Source organism: Bacillus sp. HNG, from assembly GCF_003400205.1.
In the GTDB taxonomy this organism is placed as follows: domain Bacteria; phylum Bacillota; class Bacilli; order Bacillales; family Bacillaceae_L; genus Ferdinandcohnia.
Genome location: NZ_QUQV01000005.1, coordinates 291,488 through 307,457, shown reverse-complemented (window position 1 = coordinate 307,457; position 15,970 = coordinate 291,488). Strand labels below are relative to the sequence as shown.

The 15,970-nt window shown below is 38.4% G+C and carries 14 protein-coding genes; 13 read left to right on the top strand and 1 reads right to left on the bottom strand.

Annotated features, from left to right (window positions below; genetic code table 11):
- Positions 1–2: 2 nt before the first annotated feature.
- The 9 genes from DZB84_RS12080 to DZB84_RS12045 all read left to right on the top strand — a co-directional run bounded on the left by DZB84_RS12080 (position 3) and on the right by DZB84_RS12045 (position 9,889).
- Positions 3–896 (top strand): polyprenyl synthetase family protein, encoded by an 894-nt coding sequence (locus DZB84_RS12080; RefSeq protein WP_116352514.1) that lies wholly within the window; start codon positions 3–5, stop codon positions 894–896.
- Between the two features lie 56 nt (positions 897–952).
- Positions 953–2,842, top strand: a complete 1,890-nt coding sequence (gene dxs, locus DZB84_RS12075; protein ID WP_116352513.1) for a 1-deoxy-D-xylulose-5-phosphate synthase — start codon at positions 953–955, stop codon at positions 2,840–2,842.
- A gap of 2 nt (positions 2,843–2,844) precedes the next feature.
- The gene (locus DZB84_RS12070; RefSeq protein WP_116352512.1) at positions 2,845–3,675 is read left to right on the top strand and encodes a TlyA family RNA methyltransferase; all 831 of its coding nucleotides are present in this window, start codon (positions 2,845–2,847) and stop codon (positions 3,673–3,675) included.
- Between the two features lie 163 nt (positions 3,676–3,838).
- The gene (ahrC, locus tag DZB84_RS12065; protein ID WP_116352511.1) at positions 3,839–4,288 is read left to right on the top strand and encodes a transcriptional regulator AhrC/ArgR; all 450 of its coding nucleotides are present in this window, start codon (positions 3,839–3,841) and stop codon (positions 4,286–4,288) included.
- A 30-nt stretch (positions 4,289–4,318) separates the two neighbouring features.
- Entirely contained in the window at positions 4,319–6,028 is a 1,710-nt protein-coding gene (gene recN, locus DZB84_RS12060; RefSeq protein ID WP_116352510.1) for a DNA repair protein RecN, read from the top strand.
- Positions 6,029–6,427: 399 nt separating this feature from the next.
- Positions 6,428–7,717, top strand: a complete 1,290-nt coding sequence (spoIVB, locus tag DZB84_RS12055) for a SpoIVB peptidase (RefSeq protein WP_116352509.1) — start codon at positions 6,428–6,430, stop codon at positions 7,715–7,717.
- A 286-nt stretch (positions 7,718–8,003) separates the two neighbouring features.
- Positions 8,004–8,798 carry a sporulation transcription factor Spo0A gene (gene spo0A / locus DZB84_RS12050; protein WP_116352508.1) on the top strand — a complete coding sequence of 265 codons (795 nt, stop codon included), beginning with the start codon at positions 8,004–8,006 and terminating at the stop codon, positions 8,796–8,798.
- A gap of 76 nt (positions 8,799–8,874) precedes the next feature.
- Positions 8,875–9,231: a hypothetical protein gene (locus tag DZB84_RS24910; RefSeq protein WP_189655228.1), complete on the top strand. Its 357-nt coding sequence runs from the start codon at positions 8,875–8,877 to the stop codon at positions 9,229–9,231.
- Positions 9,161–9,889 carry a glycerophosphodiester phosphodiesterase gene (locus tag DZB84_RS12045; RefSeq protein WP_116352550.1) on the top strand — a complete coding sequence of 243 codons (729 nt, stop codon included), beginning with the start codon at positions 9,161–9,163 and terminating at the stop codon, positions 9,887–9,889. The genes DZB84_RS24910 and DZB84_RS12045 overlap by 71 nt, the downstream gene beginning before the upstream one ends.
- A 481-nt stretch (positions 9,890–10,370) precedes the next feature.
- Here DZB84_RS12045 and DZB84_RS12040 read toward each other — a convergent pair whose 3' ends face one another.
- A complete protein-coding gene (locus DZB84_RS12040) occupies positions 10,371–10,634 on the bottom strand; it encodes a DUF2627 domain-containing protein (RefSeq protein WP_116352507.1) in 264 nt (87 codons plus the stop codon).
- Positions 10,635–10,810: 176 nt separating this feature from the next.
- Here DZB84_RS12040 and DZB84_RS12035 point away from each other — a divergent pair, with 176 nt between their 5' ends.
- The 4 genes from DZB84_RS12035 to buk all read left to right on the top strand — a co-directional run bounded on the left by DZB84_RS12035 (position 10,811) and on the right by buk (position 15,966).
- Positions 10,811–12,532, top strand: coding sequence for a sigma-54 interaction domain-containing protein (locus DZB84_RS12035; RefSeq protein WP_116352549.1), 1,722 nt, complete (start codon positions 10,811–10,813; stop codon positions 12,530–12,532).
- A 160-nt stretch (positions 12,533–12,692) separates the two neighbouring features.
- A complete protein-coding gene (yqiS, locus tag DZB84_RS12030) occupies positions 12,693–13,598 on the top strand; it encodes a phosphate butyryltransferase (RefSeq protein WP_116352506.1) in 906 nt (301 codons plus the stop codon).
- 34 nt (positions 13,599–13,632) lie between these two features.
- A complete protein-coding gene (bcd, locus tag DZB84_RS12025; RefSeq protein ID WP_116352505.1) occupies positions 13,633–14,730 on the top strand; it encodes a branched-chain amino acid dehydrogenase in 1,098 nt (365 codons plus the stop codon).
- Between the two features lie 126 nt (positions 14,731–14,856).
- Complete coding sequence (buk, locus tag DZB84_RS12020) at positions 14,857–15,966, top strand: butyrate kinase (RefSeq protein ID WP_116352504.1); 1,110 nt, start codon at positions 14,857–14,859, stop codon at positions 15,964–15,966.
- Positions 15,967–15,970: the final 4 nt, after the last annotated feature.

Here is a 15,970-nt window from a genome sequence, read left to right as displayed (position 1 = left end):
TAGTGGGACTAACTGAGGTAGAGCAATTTTTAGACAATCAAAAGAAAAATATTGAAGAACAGCTCCCAACGTATATTTCACATTTATCAGCTCCGAATATTATCAAGGATGCTATGCACTATTCCCTTGAAGCAGGTGGGAAACGAATTCGCCCGTTACTATTATTAGGCACGCTTCATTCCTTTGGAAAAGATGAGAGTATCGGAATACCGACTGCGTGTGCAATTGAAATGATTCATACATACTCTCTTATACATGATGATCTTCCGAGTATGGATGATGATGATCTTCGCAGGGGAAAGCCTACTAATCATAAAGTGTTTGGAGAGGCAATTGCGATTTTAGCAGGGGACGCTCTATTAACTTATAGTTTTCAGATCGTTTCTGAAACCATGAAAGACCAAATATCCCCTGAAAAAAAGCTATTACTCATTACTGAGTTAGCCAAAGCTTCAGGACCTGAAGGAATGGTAGGGGGACAGGTTGCTGATATGGAAGGTGAAGGAGCTGTCTTGAATCTAGAAGAACTTGAGTACATCCATCGCCATAAAACTGGAAAATTATTAGCCTATAGTGTTATTGCAGGAGCAATTCTTGCAGACGCTACTAGTGAGCAGATTGAGAAGCTTACACAATTTGCGCATCATTTAGGCTTAGCCTTTCAAATTCGAGATGATATTTTAGATATTGAAGGCACAGAAGTAGTTCTTGGGAAACCGGTCGGCAGTGATACAGGTAATCATAAAAATACATATCCTGCTTTATTAACGCTTGAGGGTGCAAAGGAAAAATTAACCTTTCATATAGATGAAGCAAAACGGTTTTTATATAGTGTTGATATGAAACATGATATACTAGACTATATGTGTAATCTAATCGCATCTAGAGATCATTAAATATACTTTATCAAAGTATATGACTGCTGAATAGTAAATGAAAGTGAGTGAAACCTTTGGATCTTCTAAGTATTAAAGACCCTAAGTTCCTTAAAAATATGTCAATAGCTGAATTGGATAAATTAAGTCAGGAAATCCGTCAATTTTTAATAGAGAAACTATCAAAGACTGGTGGACATATTGGCCCTAACCTTGGTGTTGTTGAATTAACAATTGCTTTACATAGGGAGTTTAACAGCCCAAAGGATAAATTGATTTGGGATGTTGGTCACCAGTCCTATGTACATAAAATTTTGACTGGACGGGCTTGTGAATTTGATACATTGCGTCAATATAAAGGGCTATGTGGGTTTCCGAAGCGTATTGAAAGCGAGCATGACGTTTGGGAAACTGGACATAGCTCAACAAGTCTTTCCGCGGCTATGGGAATGGCAGTTGCCCGAGATGTAAAAGGAACTAAGGAATTTGTCATCCCCATTATTGGCGATGGTGCCTTAACTGGTGGAATGGCATTGGAAGCGTTAAATCATATTGGACATGAAAAGAAGGACATGATTGTGATTTTAAATGACAATGAAATGTCAATTGCGCCAAATGTTGGTGCTCTTCACCATGTCCTTGCAAGATTGCGTACTGCAGGTAAATATAATTGGGTAAAAGATGAGCTAGAGCTTTTACTTAAGAGAATTCCAGCTGTAGGTGGAAAGCTAGCTGCAACTGCAGAGCGTGTAAAAGATAGTCTTAAATATCTTCTTGTATCTGGAGTCTTTTTCGAGGAACTAGGATTTACATACTTAGGCCCGATTGATGGACATAACTTTGAGGATTTATTTGAAACCCTTGAATACGCAAAGAAAACAAAGGGCCCAGTATTAGTTCATGTCATTACGAAAAAAGGAAAAGGCTACACCCCGGCTGAAACAGACAAAGTGGGTACTTGGCATGGTACAGGACCTTATAAAATTGAAACAGGTGATTTCGTTAAACCGGAAAATGCACCACCTGCATGGAGTGCAGTCATTAGTGAGACCGTTCGAAAGCTTGCGAAAGATGATAAGCGAATTGTCGCGATTACACCCGCAATGCCTGTAGGTTCTAAGCTCGAAAAATTTGCAAAGGAATTTCCTGAGCGTATGTATGATGTAGGAATTGCCGAACAGCATGCAACTACGATGGCTGCTGGACTAGCTACGCAAGGTATGAAGCCGTTTCTTGCTATATATTCGACCTTTTTACAAAGGGCATATGACCAGGTTGTGCACGATGTGTGCCGTCAAAACTTGAATGTATTCATTGGAATCGATCGTTCTGGTTTAGTAGGAGCTGATGGGGAGACACATCAAGGTGTATTCGATATTGCCTTTTTAAGACATATTCCTAATATGGTTATTATGATGCCAAAGGACGAGAATGAAGGTCAGCATATGGTGAATACGGCAATTCAATATGATGACGGTCCAATTGCCTTAAGATATGCAAGAGGAAATGGTCTTGGAGTCGAAATGGATGAGGATCTTAAGCTTCTTCCAATTGGTTCATGGGAGATACTAAAACCTGGCACAGATGCTGTAATTTTAACGTTTGGGACAACCATACCTATGGCACTGGAGGCTGCAGAGGTACTCGAAAAAGAAGATATTTCAGTAAGAGTTGTAAATGCACGCTTTATAAAACCGCTTGATGATGATATGATGCATCAAATTTTGGGTTCAAATCTTCCTATATTAACTATTGAGGAATCTGTGTTGATGGGCGGATTTGGTAGTGCAGTTCTTGAATTTGCCAATGACCATGAGTATCAAAATGCGAAAATCGATCGTATGGGTATTCCGGATCAATTTATTGAGCATGGCAGCGTGAACGAACTACTTCGTGAAATTGGAATGACAACTGAGAATGTAGTGGAACGTATTCAAAAGCTCGTACCTAAGAAGAAAAGAGTGTAGGCATGGGTACAAAAAAAGAGAGACTCGATGTTTTATTAGTTGAACGTGGCTTAATTGAAACGAGAGAAAAGGCAAAACGCACAATCATGGCTGGTCTCGTGTATTCTAATGAAGAACGACTTGATAAGCCAGGGGAAAAAGTAGAAATTGATATACCACTTACCATTAAAGGAAATGTTATACCTTATGTTAGTCGGGGTGGCTTGAAGCTTGAGAAAGCCATAAAAGATTTTGATTTGAATATAAAAGATAAAATCATGATTGATGTTGGCTCTTCAACTGGTGGCTTTTCGGATTGCGCCCTCCAAAATGGCGTTAAAAAATCATATGCGCTAGACGTAGGGTATAACCAGTTAGCATGGAAGCTACGTCAGGATGAACGCGTAGTCGTCATGGAAAGAACCAACTTCAGGTATGTAACACCAGCTGACCTTCAAAGTGGTTTACCGGAGTTTGCTACAATTGATGTCTCCTTTATTTCGTTGAGGCTGATTTTACCTGTTTTAAAAACACTTCTCGTACCAAATAGTGATGTTGTAGCTCTTGTAAAACCACAATTTGAAGCGGGAAAAGAGCAGGTTGGTAAAAAAGGGATTGTACGTGATCCGAAGACCCATGAGGCGGTGCTAACGCATATTATTGAATTTTCCTTGAAGGAAGGGTATGATTGCATCAATTTATCTTTCTCACCAATCACAGGTGGGGAAGGAAATATCGAATTTTTACTTCATTTACACTGGAATGGATCTGCAGAAATCGGTGAAAACAAACTACCTGTATCTGAACAAGAGGTAGTCGAAAGTGCACATTCTAACTTAAAATCCGATAAATGATAAAAAACGGGATAGCCACTGTGCTGTCCTTTTTCTTCGTGGAGAATATTTAGTCTATCCATAGTGTTAACTCGAAAATTGTTAAAAAAAATGTACAATCTTGTCAGAATCGGCTAACATAGGAGGTAATAATCCACGTTTGTGAAAGTGAGAGGAATTCAGTATGAATAAGGGGCAAAGACATATTAAAATTCGTGAAATTATCACGAGCCATGATATAGAAACACAAGATGAGATTGTAGATATTTTAAAAAGCGAGGGGTACAACATTACCCAAGCGACCGTATCCCGTGACATTAAAGAACTTCATTTAGTAAAAGTGCCAATGATTGATGGTCGTTATAAATACAGTTTACCAGCTGACCAACGATTCAATCCGCTTCAAAAACTTAAACGTTCATTAATGGATGCTTTCGTAAAAATTGATTCGGCAGGGCATATGCTTGTGATGAAAACTTTACCGGGGAATGCAAATGCTATTGGTGCTTTAATTGATCATTTGGATTGGGAAGAAATTTTAGGAACAATATGTGGAGATGATACCATATTAATTATTTGCAAAACGCCAGAGCAAACAGAAACGGTCTCAAATCGATTCCTAGACATGCTATGACGCGAGAAAGTGGAAGAGGAGGTGTAGGAATTGTTAGCAGAACTATCAATAAAGAATTTCGCCATTATTGAATCTCTTTCGATTTCATTAGAAAAAGGTTTAACTGTTTTGACAGGTGAAACAGGAGCGGGGAAATCCATCATCATTGATGCCATTCATTTATTGGTTGGTGGTAGAGGTTCCGTTGAATTTGTACGATATGGAGAAGAACGTGCAGAAATTGAAGGTCTCTTTTTAATTGAAGATGACAATCACCCTTGTTACACAAAAGCTATGGAATTTGGGATTGAAATTAGCGAGGGAATGGTTGTTTTACGGAGAGATATTTCAAAATCTGGAAAAAGTGTCTGTAGAATTAATGGGAAGCTCGTGACCATTTCCATTCTTCGTGAATTTGGAAGAACATTAATCGACATTCATGGACAGCATGAACACCAGGATTTGATGAATCAGGAACAACATATCTATATGCTTGACCAATACGGTGGAGATACGCTTAAACAGGCATTACAGGAATACCTAGCCGTATATAAGGATTTTTTACATGTGAAGCAACGCTTAAAAAGCTTTAATGAAAATGAGCAAGAGTTGGCCCATCGTCTTGATTTAATCCAATTTCAATTAAATGAGATTGGAAAAGCGGATCTGAAGCCTAATGAAGATGTGGAACTAACAGAAGAAAGAAATAAGATTTCAAATTATGAAAAGATTTATAAATCACTTCAAAATAGCTATAACGCTCTATATGGAGACCAAAAAGGTCTTGACTGGGTGGGGCTAGCCATGAATCAAGCTGAAACTGTAATGGATATTGATAAAGAATTAAAGAACATACATGAGACAATCTCTAATAGCTTTTATTTGTTAGAGGAAATTTCTTATAAAATCCGCGACCAATTAGATCAATTAGAGTTTGACCCAGCAAGACTTGATTTTATTGAAGGTCGTTTGAATGAAATTGCACAGTTAAAGCGGAAATATGGACAATCCGTTGAGGAAATTCTCGAATATGCTGCGAAGATTGAGGATGAAATCGACACTATTCAAAATCGTGAGCAACATATTGGAAAGCTAAAAGAAGAACTCGAATCCATTCTAGAAGATGTGAAGCTTGAGTCCGAAAATGTTTCACAGATTCGAAAAAAGCTAGCAAAAGAGCTTATTGGTAAAATAACACAGGAATTGAAAGACCTGTATATGGAAAAAGCGAAATTCGATATTAATTTTTTTGAAGATACACCTATTAAATTCACTCTAAATGGGAAAGATGATATTGAATTTTATATTTCTACAAATCCTGGTGAACCACTCAAGCCTTTGGCAAAAATTGCTTCAGGTGGAGAACTCTCTAGGATTATGCTGGCGATTAAGAGTATATTCTCAAAACATCAAGGTGTTACTTCCATCATATTTGATGAAGTAGATACTGGTGTAAGTGGCCGCGTTGCTCAAGCAATTGCAGAAAAAATTTATGGTATTTCTGTAAACTCCCAGGTACTTTGTATTTCCCACCTTCCACAGGTTGCGGCAATGGCTGATACCCATTTATTTATTACAAAAGAAACAGTACAAGGAAGAACTACAACCTCAGTTACTTCCCTAGATGAAACCGAAAAAATTAAAGAGATTAGCCGTATGATTTCCGGAGTTGAAATCACAGATTTAACGAAAGAGCATGCAAAAGAATTATTAAGCCTTGCAAAAGAAAGCAAACTTGCACGTCAAATGGTAAATCATTGAATAGGTTAGGCCAACTCGAGATGGATGTGAAGAATGAGTAGCTTTATACAAAGTTAAGAGCGATTTTTATTTGTAATGCTATCCAAATTGGGTAGCTTTTTTAATCTCATAGCAGTTATAAATGTTGCTCTGAAAGGTCAAATTATAGAATGTAGCCATAACTTTTATTCAGTCGGGTTTCCAACCCTGTCTGAATAAAAGTTAAGCCTCCGGCGGATGCCACGATTTTTCAAATGAAATTTTTCGGGACGTAAGATCAAAGACTAAGAACGCCACTTCCTGTGGCAACGTCTTTGTGACCCACCTCGTGTGGGCCTAAAAAAATCGGGCGGCAAATACGCTAAGGCGCATTTGATTCATGTTATGGCATGGGATAGGAGCGAGGAGAGTGAAAAATAAATGAAAATAGATAAAATTAGATATATAATTGGTACATTTCTCCTTGTTTCAATAATGGCTTTAGGGTTTTCCAAGCCACTAAAAGATTATATAGAAATTCCTAAACACCTTATTTTGTTTGAAGGCCAAGATTTCACAGTTCAATCTACATTACCAGTCACGACAACGATTCAAGATTCGAGTTATGCCTTTTCATCTGCTACCGATGATCAACAAATCTCTGTTGCTGCAAAAGAAAGCGGTGAAGGAGAGATGATGGTTGAGTTCGCAGGTATTCCAGTCAAAAAAGTAAATGTTAATGTTTTATCAGATTTTAGAGTGATTCCTGGTGGGCAATCAATAGGGGTGAAACTGAATACGCTAGGTGTGCTGGTTGTTGGTCACCACCAAATTGAAACAGATGATGGTAAAAAGTCCCCAGGTGAAATTGCTGGAGTACAGGTGGGTGACATCATTAAAGAAATTAACGGTAAAAAAATTGATAAAATGAGTGATGTTGGACCATTTGTTCAAGAATCTGGTAAGACAGGTGAACCGTTAGACTTAGTAATTGTTCGAGACAACGAGGATATCAAGACAAAGCTTATGCCACTAAAGGATAAAAATGATGAGGCATATCGAATAGGGCTGTATATACGTGATTCAGCTGCTGGTATTGGAACAATGACTTTCTACCACCCTGAAACAAAAAAATATGGGGCGTTAGGCCATGTTATCTCCGATATGGATACGAAAGAACCAATCGTGGTATCAGATGGACAAATTGTAAGATCAACCGTTACCTCCATTGAAAAAGGAAGTAATGGTGATCCAGGTGAAAAGCTAGCACGTTTTTCAGCCGATAAGGAAATCATAGGGAACATTAAACGGAATAGTCCCTTTGGTATCTTTGGTGAATTAAATAAACAAGTGAATAACGGCATTATGGATAAGCCGCTACCAATTGCGCTTTCACATCAAGTTAAGCCGGGACCCGCAAAGATTTTAACAGTCGTGGAAAATGATAAAGTTGAGGAATTTGACATAGAAATTGTAAGTGCTGTTCCTCAAAAAATTCCTGCTACAAAAGGAATGGTTGTTAAAATAACGGATAAACGACTCTTAGAAAAAACAGGTGGTATTGTTCAAGGTATGAGCGGTAGCCCAATCATCCAAGACGGCAAATTGATTGGTGCAGTTACACATGTATTCGTAAATGATCCGACAAGCGGATATGGTGTGCATATTGAATGGATGTTAAGTGAAGCGGGTATTGATATTTATAAGAAGGAACAGAAAAAAGCGAGCTAATAGGCTCGCTTTTCTTTTTGGACTAACATTTTCTATCGCCAAAAGTTAAATGAGATTATATAATGAAATCAAAATAAAGATTTTTCGACAAAACCTAAATTTCATTTATAAATCATGGCGTATTTAGTCGAATATTTAAGTATAATGGAGAATAAATTATTTTTCAATAAATTTTTCCTATTTTTTTAAAAAAATAAAGGAATTCTTATTGCATTGTCGAATTCTTTCTTTAGAATAAGAATATATAGACAAATTTTTGCGGATTTTAGCTTGAGGAGGAAACAGAGTGAAAAAAATAACAGTTTGTGTGGTTGATGATAACAGGGAACTGGTTAATTTACTTGATGAATATTTATCTAGCCAAGATGATATCGAAGTCTTAGGTGTTGCCTATAATGGTCAAGATTGCCTTAATATGCTTCAAGATAAACAGCCAGATGTTCTCGTTTTAGATATTATTATGCCTCACCTAGATGGCTTAGCAGTATTAGAAAAACTACGTGATTCAAATCTTGAAAAACAGCCTAATGTTATTATGTTAACTGCTTTTGGTCAGGAGGATGTGACGAAAAAGGCTGTCGATTTAGGTGCTGCATACTTTATTCTAAAGCCTTTTGATATGGAAAATCTTGCGAGTCGAATCCGTCAAGTTAGCGGAAAGGCTGCTCCGATAATTAAACGTAATCCATCAAATCAGCTTGTTCGTTCTCAGCAGGAAAATAGCCCGAAAAATTTAGACGCGAGCATTACAAGTATTATTCACGAAATTGGCGTTCCAGCACATATAAAAGGATATCTATACTTAAGAGAAGCAATCTCAATGGTATACAATGATATCGAATTATTGGGCTCAATCACAAAGGTTCTGTATCCAGATATTGCGAAGAAATTTAATACCACTGCAAGCCGCGTAGAGCGTGCAATTCGTCATGCCATTGAAGTTGCCTGGAGCCGTGGAAACATTGACTCTATTTCTAATCTTTTTGGTTATACAGTGAGCATGTCGAAAGCAAAGCCTACAAATTCTGAATTCATCGCGATGGTTGCTGATAAACTTCGTCTTGAACACAAAGCCTCTTGAGAGGGTAAGAAGTAAATTAATTCGAACTAATTACTCGTCATATAATCAAAGGCTCTTTTCTAAAAGAATGTTGCTATTGGATAAAACAATACTATTGATTGAAGCGGAAGGTGGCGACTCCTGCGGGAAAAGCGTGAGACTTGAGACCCCACAGGAGCGATTTAGCGACGAGGAGGCTCAAGCCACGCCTGCGGAAAGCGTCTACCTGAAGCGGAAATCATTTGTGTCCAAAAACAACAAAGTTTACGAAAAACAGTCTAATCAAAAAACACCGCTTTCAATGAAGGCGGTGTTTTTTACGATATCCATTTATGAAAATTACTCTATAATGGAAGTATACCAAAAAAAGGAGAATATCAATGATGAGTACGAAAATTTTTGGGCATCGAGGTTCGGCTGGAACACATCCGGAAAACACAATGATCTCATTTAAAGAAGCGGCAAGAGTTGGTGCTGATGGTATTGAATTAGATATTCAAATGACGAAAGACGGTGTTATTGTTGTCATCCACGATGAAACCGTAAACCGAACGACAAATGGAGAAAATAAGGGATGGGTTAAAGATTTTACATTAAACCAACTCAAAAAAATGGATGTAAGCTATAAATTTAAGGATAAGTACGGAACTTGCAGCATTCCAACCCTTGATGAGGTGTTTGATTGGGCAAAATCAAACGAACTGCTTATCAACGTTGAATTTAAGACTGGATTAGTTTCTTATAGAGGCATAGAGGAGAAAACCTTGAAGATGATACATGACTACAGAATAGAAGATCGAATTGTGCTATCTAGCTTTAATCATTACAGTTTAGTAAAATGTAGACGCTTATCGAGGACAATTGATTTGGCTATTCTATATATGGAGGGTCTTTACGAGCCATGGAAATACGCAAAACGTCTGCGTACAAACGGCATCCATCCGTATCATCAAACGATTAATAAAGAAATAATTGAAGAGTCGAAGCGGAATGGTATTGCGGTTCGTCCGTTTACAGTAAATGATGAAAAGAAAATGAAACAATTTATTGATTTCGGATGTTCTGCAATCATCACAGATTATCCAAAAAAGGCGAAAGCTTTGCTAAAATAAGAAGGCTGTTTTCGTAAACTTTGTTGTTTTTGGATAAGATTGTGCGAAGGAAAATAGTAATTATTGACCTTCCTGTGATTTCAGCGGATGGTACGAGATCCTCGAAAATGCACGCATTTTCTTCGAGTGGTGAAATTTCAAGGAAGCAAGCTCAACGTCCTGCGGGAATAGCGATCCAAGCGAGACCCCGCAGTGAAACGAGGAGGCTTGCGGATCGCCCGCGGAAAGCGAGAACCAGAAGCGGAAATCACCCTATGTTTTAAAAGCAACAATCTTTTAGAAATGACCCAATAAGAAAAACGCAAGGCGCCTTCCTATCGGCGACAAGCAAAAGACGAGCGTTGACAGAACGCGCTTTTTGCCTTCTAAAGCGATTGGCTTAGACAATAGAGCCTCTGGCGTCTGGAGCTAGACATCGAATACTAAATAAAAATTTTTATACTTTCTTTTTAAACATAAAATCCTGCTAAATTTAGCAGGATTATTTATTTTGCTCTCCAACAGGGGAGCTTTCTTTTTGAAATTTTTCTTGAACTTTATTACGTTTACGGTCACGGTGAAGAATGAATCCGCCGATAAAGGATAAACCTGCTAAGAAGAAAATAAGACCGATAATAAATTGTACCATTAAGGATGGAATTGGGCTATGTAACACACCGAAAAACATATCCCTCATAAATTTAATTCCAATCCCTGCAATAATGCCAGGTATTAGTAGCACGATTAGAGCCAGTATTCGTTGCATAGTATAAAATCCTTTCGCAAATTGACTTCTATATTAAATGTAAGCTATTCAAAAAATTTGTCAAGATGAAGGTTTAAGGTTATTATAAATGTGTGCATAATTTTGCAAAGGGAATAATAAGAGTATGTAAAAAATTGCAAAACTCTTTACCGTGTGATTGGGGGGTGACTGTGGTTATGGAGAAGGTTATGGTAGATTTGATTTTAGATTCAACCCATGATGGAATGATTGTCATTGATATAAATAGCCAAGTCATCTTACTAAACAATAGCGCATCAAAGATGATTGGTATTTCGAAAAAGGAAGCTATTGGTAAGCATATTTATGAATGCATTCCTGATAGCCGATTGCCAGAGATTCTTTCAACAAGGGCGATTGAAGTTAACCAAGAATTTGTTCTAGAAAATGGACGAAAAATTATTACAACTCGAATTCCAGTGGTCAATGAGTCAGGAATGCTACTTGGTGCATTTGCTGTTTTTAAAGATATTACTGAAGTTGTCAATCTTGCTGAAGAAATTACAAATTTAAAAGAGATTCAAACAATGCTTGAAGCAATCATCCAGTCCTCTGATGAAGCTATATCGGTTGTGGATGAGAACGGGAATGGAATTTTAATAAACCGTGCATACACACGAATCACGGGGCTTGAAAAGGAGCAGGTCATTGGGAAGCCTGCAAATGCAGATATTTCTGAAGGAGAAAGTATGCACATGCAGGTGTTGAAAACGAGAAGACCTGTAAGAGGTGCCCGGATGAAAGTGGGACCTCACGATAAAGATGTAATTGTAAATGTTGCGCCAGTCATTGTTGATGGCAAGCTTAAAGGAAGTGTAGGAGTTATTCACGATGTGTCTGAAATCAGTCAGCTCACATCTGAATTGAACCGAGCAAGGCATATCATACGTTCCCTTGAAGCAAAATATACGTTTGATGATATTATTGGTTCATCAGAAGAAATGGAAATTGCAATTGAACAAGCGAAGCTTGGTGCAAAAACCCCAGCCACTGTATTACTCAGAGGCGAGTCTGGGACGGGCAAAGAATTGTTTGCACATGCGATACATAATGAAAGTAAGCGGAAATATAATAAGTTTGTTCGTGTGAACTGTGCTGCAATCTCAGAATCACTGTTAGAAAGTGAGCTTTTTGGATATGAAGAAGGTGCATTTTCCGGAGCAAAGCGCGGCGGAAAACGTGGCATTTTTGAAGAAGCGAACAATGGCAGTATATTCTTAGATGAAATTGGCGAATTATCCTTAAATACCCAAGCGAAATTATTAAGGGTTTTGCAGGAAAGAGAAATCAGGAGAGTAGGGGGAACGAAGTCCATTCCAATCGATGTAAGAATCATCGCAGCAACAAATGTAAATTTAGAAAAAAGTATTGGAAATGGAACTTTTCGCGAGGATCTCTACTATCGAATTAACAAAATACCCATTCACATCCCTTCACTAAGGATGAGAAAACAAGATATCAAACCACTCGCGGAGCATTTACTAGTTAAGATAAATCAGGATTACGGTCGGACTGTTGAGGGATTAACAGAAGAAGCGATTTATTATTTATATGGTTATGATTGGCCTGGTAATGTGAGAGAGCTTGAAAACGTCTTAGGACGAGCCGTAATCTTTATGAATTATCAGGAAAGACTAATTGATGTAAAGCATATCCAACCCCTACATAATTCAAAAGAAAAAGCCAATTCTAGTCAATCCTTACCTGAAACTGAAATTAAGGATGTCCCTTTATCGGACATAGTGGAGAAGTACGAGGCAAAAGTTATTTCAGAGGTATTGGATTTGAATGGTGGAAATAAGACGGCTGCTGCCAAATCGCTAGGGATATCGCTTAGGAGTCTTTATTATAAGTTGGAAAAATATAATATTGCAAATTAAAGCACGCAATTTTTTGCAAAAAATGCAAGAAGTTGCATACTGGGTTTTATAAAATAGGTCACAAATGAAGCGCTTTCATTTTATTTTGCATTGGCACGATTATTGCATTATATAAAAATGAAAAACGACAGGACTATGATCGAAAAGAAGGTAAAAATGAATGAAGCTGACTAATCTCATCAAAAAAGCTACAGGACGATCTCATGTTACCGTTGCAGTTGCAGCTGCTGAAGATGAAGAAGTACTTGAAGCGATTGTCGAAGCTGTAAATCACAGGCTTGCCCGTTTTTTATTGTTTGGTAATCAAGAAAAAATACTACAAATCCTTTCTGAAAAAGGGGGAAATATTCGAGAGTCTGGTGTACTAGATGTTGTAAATTCATCAACACAAGAAGAAGCAGCAAAGGCTGCTGTAAAAGCGGTTCATACAGGAGCAGCAGATGTATTGATGAAAGGAAATATTCCGACATCAACCATACTAAAAGCCGTTTTGCATAAAGAATATGGACTGCGGACAGGGAATGTTCTGTCGCATGTTGCTGTTTTTGAAGTACCTGATTATGACCGATTTGTAATTGTAACTGATGCGGCTATGAACATAGCTCCAGGTCTACAGGAAAAGATGCAAATTTTAAATAATGCGGTTAAGGTAGCAAACTCAATTGGGATAGACACCCCAAAAGTAGCACCCATTGCTGCTGTGGAAATGGTGAATCCAGCAATGCAAGCAACTTTAGACGCAGCTGCTTTAACCCAAATGAACCACCGTGGCCAAATTCAAAACTGTATTGTTGATGGACCATTAGCGCTTGATAATGCCATTTCGATTCACGCAGCCGAGCACAAAGGAATTACGAGTGCAGTGGCTGGACAGGCCGATATTTTGCTAGTTCCAACAATTGAAGTTGGAAATGCATTATATAAATCATTGGTTTACTTTGCAAAAGCAGAGGTAGGGGCAGTTATCGCGGGTGCTTCTGCACCTATTGTTTTAACTTCGAGGGCTGACTCTGCAAGAAGCAAATTATATTCATTAGCGTTAGCAGTTTGCTCTGCTAACAAATAATCAACTAATCATCATTCTTTGGAGGTACTACAAAATGGAAATCTTTTCTTACATGGAAAAATTTGATTATGAGCAATTAGTATTTTGTCAGGACAAACAATCTGGTTTAAAGGCGATTATTGCGATACATGATACAACATTAGGACCTGCACTTGGTGGTACTCGTATGTGGACATACGCTTCAGAGGAAGATGCGATTGTAGATGCATTAAGACTGGCAAAAGGCATGACCTATAAAAATGCTGCTGCTGGACTTAATCTTGGCGGAGGCAAAACTGTTATTATTGGCGATCCTCGCAAGGATAAGAACGAAGAAATGTTCCGTGCATTTGGACGTTATATCCAAGGTCTTAATGGTCGTTATATTACAGCAGAAGATGTAGGTACGACAGTTGCGGATATGGACATTATCCACGAAGAAACCGATTTTGTAACAGGGATATCACCTGCGTTTGGATCTTCCGGAAACCCCTCTCCAGTAACTGCATTTGGTGTATACCGCGGAATGAAAGCTGCAGCCAAAGAAGCGTTTGGTACTGATTCACTTGAAGGAAAGACAGTTGCGGTTCAAGGAGTTGGAAATGTAGCATACACACTTTGTAAATACCTTCATGAAGAGGGAGCGAATTTAATTGTAACTGACATTAATAAAGATTCTGCTCTCCGGGCAGTAAGAGACTTCGGGGCAAAAGCAGTAGACCCTGACGAGATTTATAGTGTCGAGTGTGACATTTATGCACCTTGCGCACTAGGTGCAACAGTAAATGATGAAACTATTCCGCAATTAAAGGCGAGAGTCATTGCGGGCTCGGCTAACAATCAGCTAAAAGAACCTCGTCATGGAGATATGATCCATGAATTAGGAATTGTTTACGCTCCAGACTATGTGATTAATGCTGGTGGAGTTATTAATGTGGCTGACGAATTATACGGGTACAATCAAGAACGTGCACTGAAGAAGGTTGAATCACTGTACGACACAATTGAAAAAGTAATTGAGATTGCGAAAAGAGATGGGATTCCTACGTATCAGGCTGCTGATCGTTTAGCAGAAGAGCGCATTGAAAGAATGAGAAATTCAAGAAGCCAATTTTTACAAAATGGACACCACATTTTAAGTCGTAGAAAGTAATAGGACTTTTAGATGGGGGAAGGCAGATTACGCTTTTCCTCCTTTTTACCTTTTTGCCATTCATAGTTGCAATAGGAGATAGTAAAACAATCGTAGGACTGCATTTAAGTACTGGAGGTTTCAATCTTGCATGACAAAGAATATCGGATTCTCGTGATCAATCCAGGATCAACATCCACAAAAATCGGCGTCTATGATAATGAACGTTCTGTGTTTGAGAAGACAATTCGGCATGATCGATCAGAATTAACTGCTTATGAGAATATTATCGATCAATATGAATTTCGAAAGACTACGATTCTTGAAACATTAGATAATGAAGGCATAAATTTTTCAAAACTAAACGCAGTTTGCGGTAGGGGTGGATTATTAAAGCCAATACAAGGTGGAACATATAAAGTAAATGATGAGATGCTTCATGATTTGAGAATTGGTTATGCAGGGCAGCATGCATCGAATCTTGGAGGGATTTTAGCTTATGAAATTGCATCTGGGTTAAATATTCCGCCATATATCGTCGATCCTGTTGTTGTTGACGAACTTGAACCCATTGCTAGAATATCAGGTTTTCATTTAATTGAAAGAAGAAGCATTTTTCATGCTTTAAATCAAAAGGCAGTTGCGAGAAGAGTTGCGAAGGACCTCGGTAAAACCTATGAAGAAATGAATTTGATCGTTACCCATATGGGCGGTGGCATTACAGTTGGCGTCCATAAGCAAGGTAAAGTGGTGGACGTTAATAATGGGTTGCATGGTGACGGACCATTTAGCCCAGAACGGGCTGGGACTGTTCCTGCAGGGGATTTAATAGATCTTTGCTTTTCTGGTCAGTACTTCCGTGAAGAAATTATGAAAAAACTGGTTGGTCAAGGTGGTTTAGTTGGATATCTTGGTACCAACGATGCTGTTGAAGTCGAAAGAATGATTGAAAGAGGAGACGAGAGGGCGAGGCTAGTCTACAAGGCAATGGCGTACCAAATCGCTAAAGAAATAGGAGCGGCAAGTGCAGCTCTATCTGGGCGTGTTGATGCGATTATTTTAACCGGTGGATTGGCATTTGGGAATGAATTTATTTCCGAAATTTCCAACCATGTAAACTGGATAGCGGACGTCATCATTCAACCAGGTGAGAACGAATTACAGGCATTAGCAGAGGGTGCATTACGTGTACTCCGTGGGGAAGAGAAGGAAAAAGAATATCCCGGAAAGCAACTCCGGACCCCTGTCTTAAAATAGGAAG

What these genes read in the sequence shown, in the direction of transcription:
- spoIVB (WP_116352509.1), top strand. Translation starts at nt 6,428, where the DNA reads ATGAAAATAGATAAAATTAGATATATAATTGGTACATTTCTCCTTGTT.
- DZB84_RS12070 (WP_116352512.1), top strand. Translation starts at nt 2,845, where the DNA reads ATGGGTACAAAAAAAGAGAGACTCGATGTTTTATTAGTTGAACGTGGC.
- DZB84_RS12040 (WP_116352507.1), bottom strand. Translation starts at nt 10,634, where the DNA reads ATGCAACGAATACTGGCTCTAATCGTGCTACTAATACCTGGCATTATT.
- DZB84_RS12045 (WP_116352550.1), top strand. Translation starts at nt 9,161, where the DNA reads ATGAGTACGAAAATTTTTGGGCATCGAGGTTCGGCTGGAACACATCCG.
- bcd (WP_116352505.1), top strand. Translation starts at nt 13,633, where the DNA reads ATGGAAATCTTTTCTTACATGGAAAAATTTGATTATGAGCAATTAGTA.
- DZB84_RS12035 (WP_116352549.1), top strand. Translation starts at nt 10,811, where the DNA reads ATGGAGAAGGTTATGGTAGATTTGATTTTAGATTCAACCCATGATGGA.
- ahrC (WP_116352511.1), top strand. Translation starts at nt 3,839, where the DNA reads ATGAATAAGGGGCAAAGACATATTAAAATTCGTGAAATTATCACGAGC.
- yqiS (WP_116352506.1), top strand. Translation starts at nt 12,693, where the DNA reads ATGAAGCTGACTAATCTCATCAAAAAAGCTACAGGACGATCTCATGTT.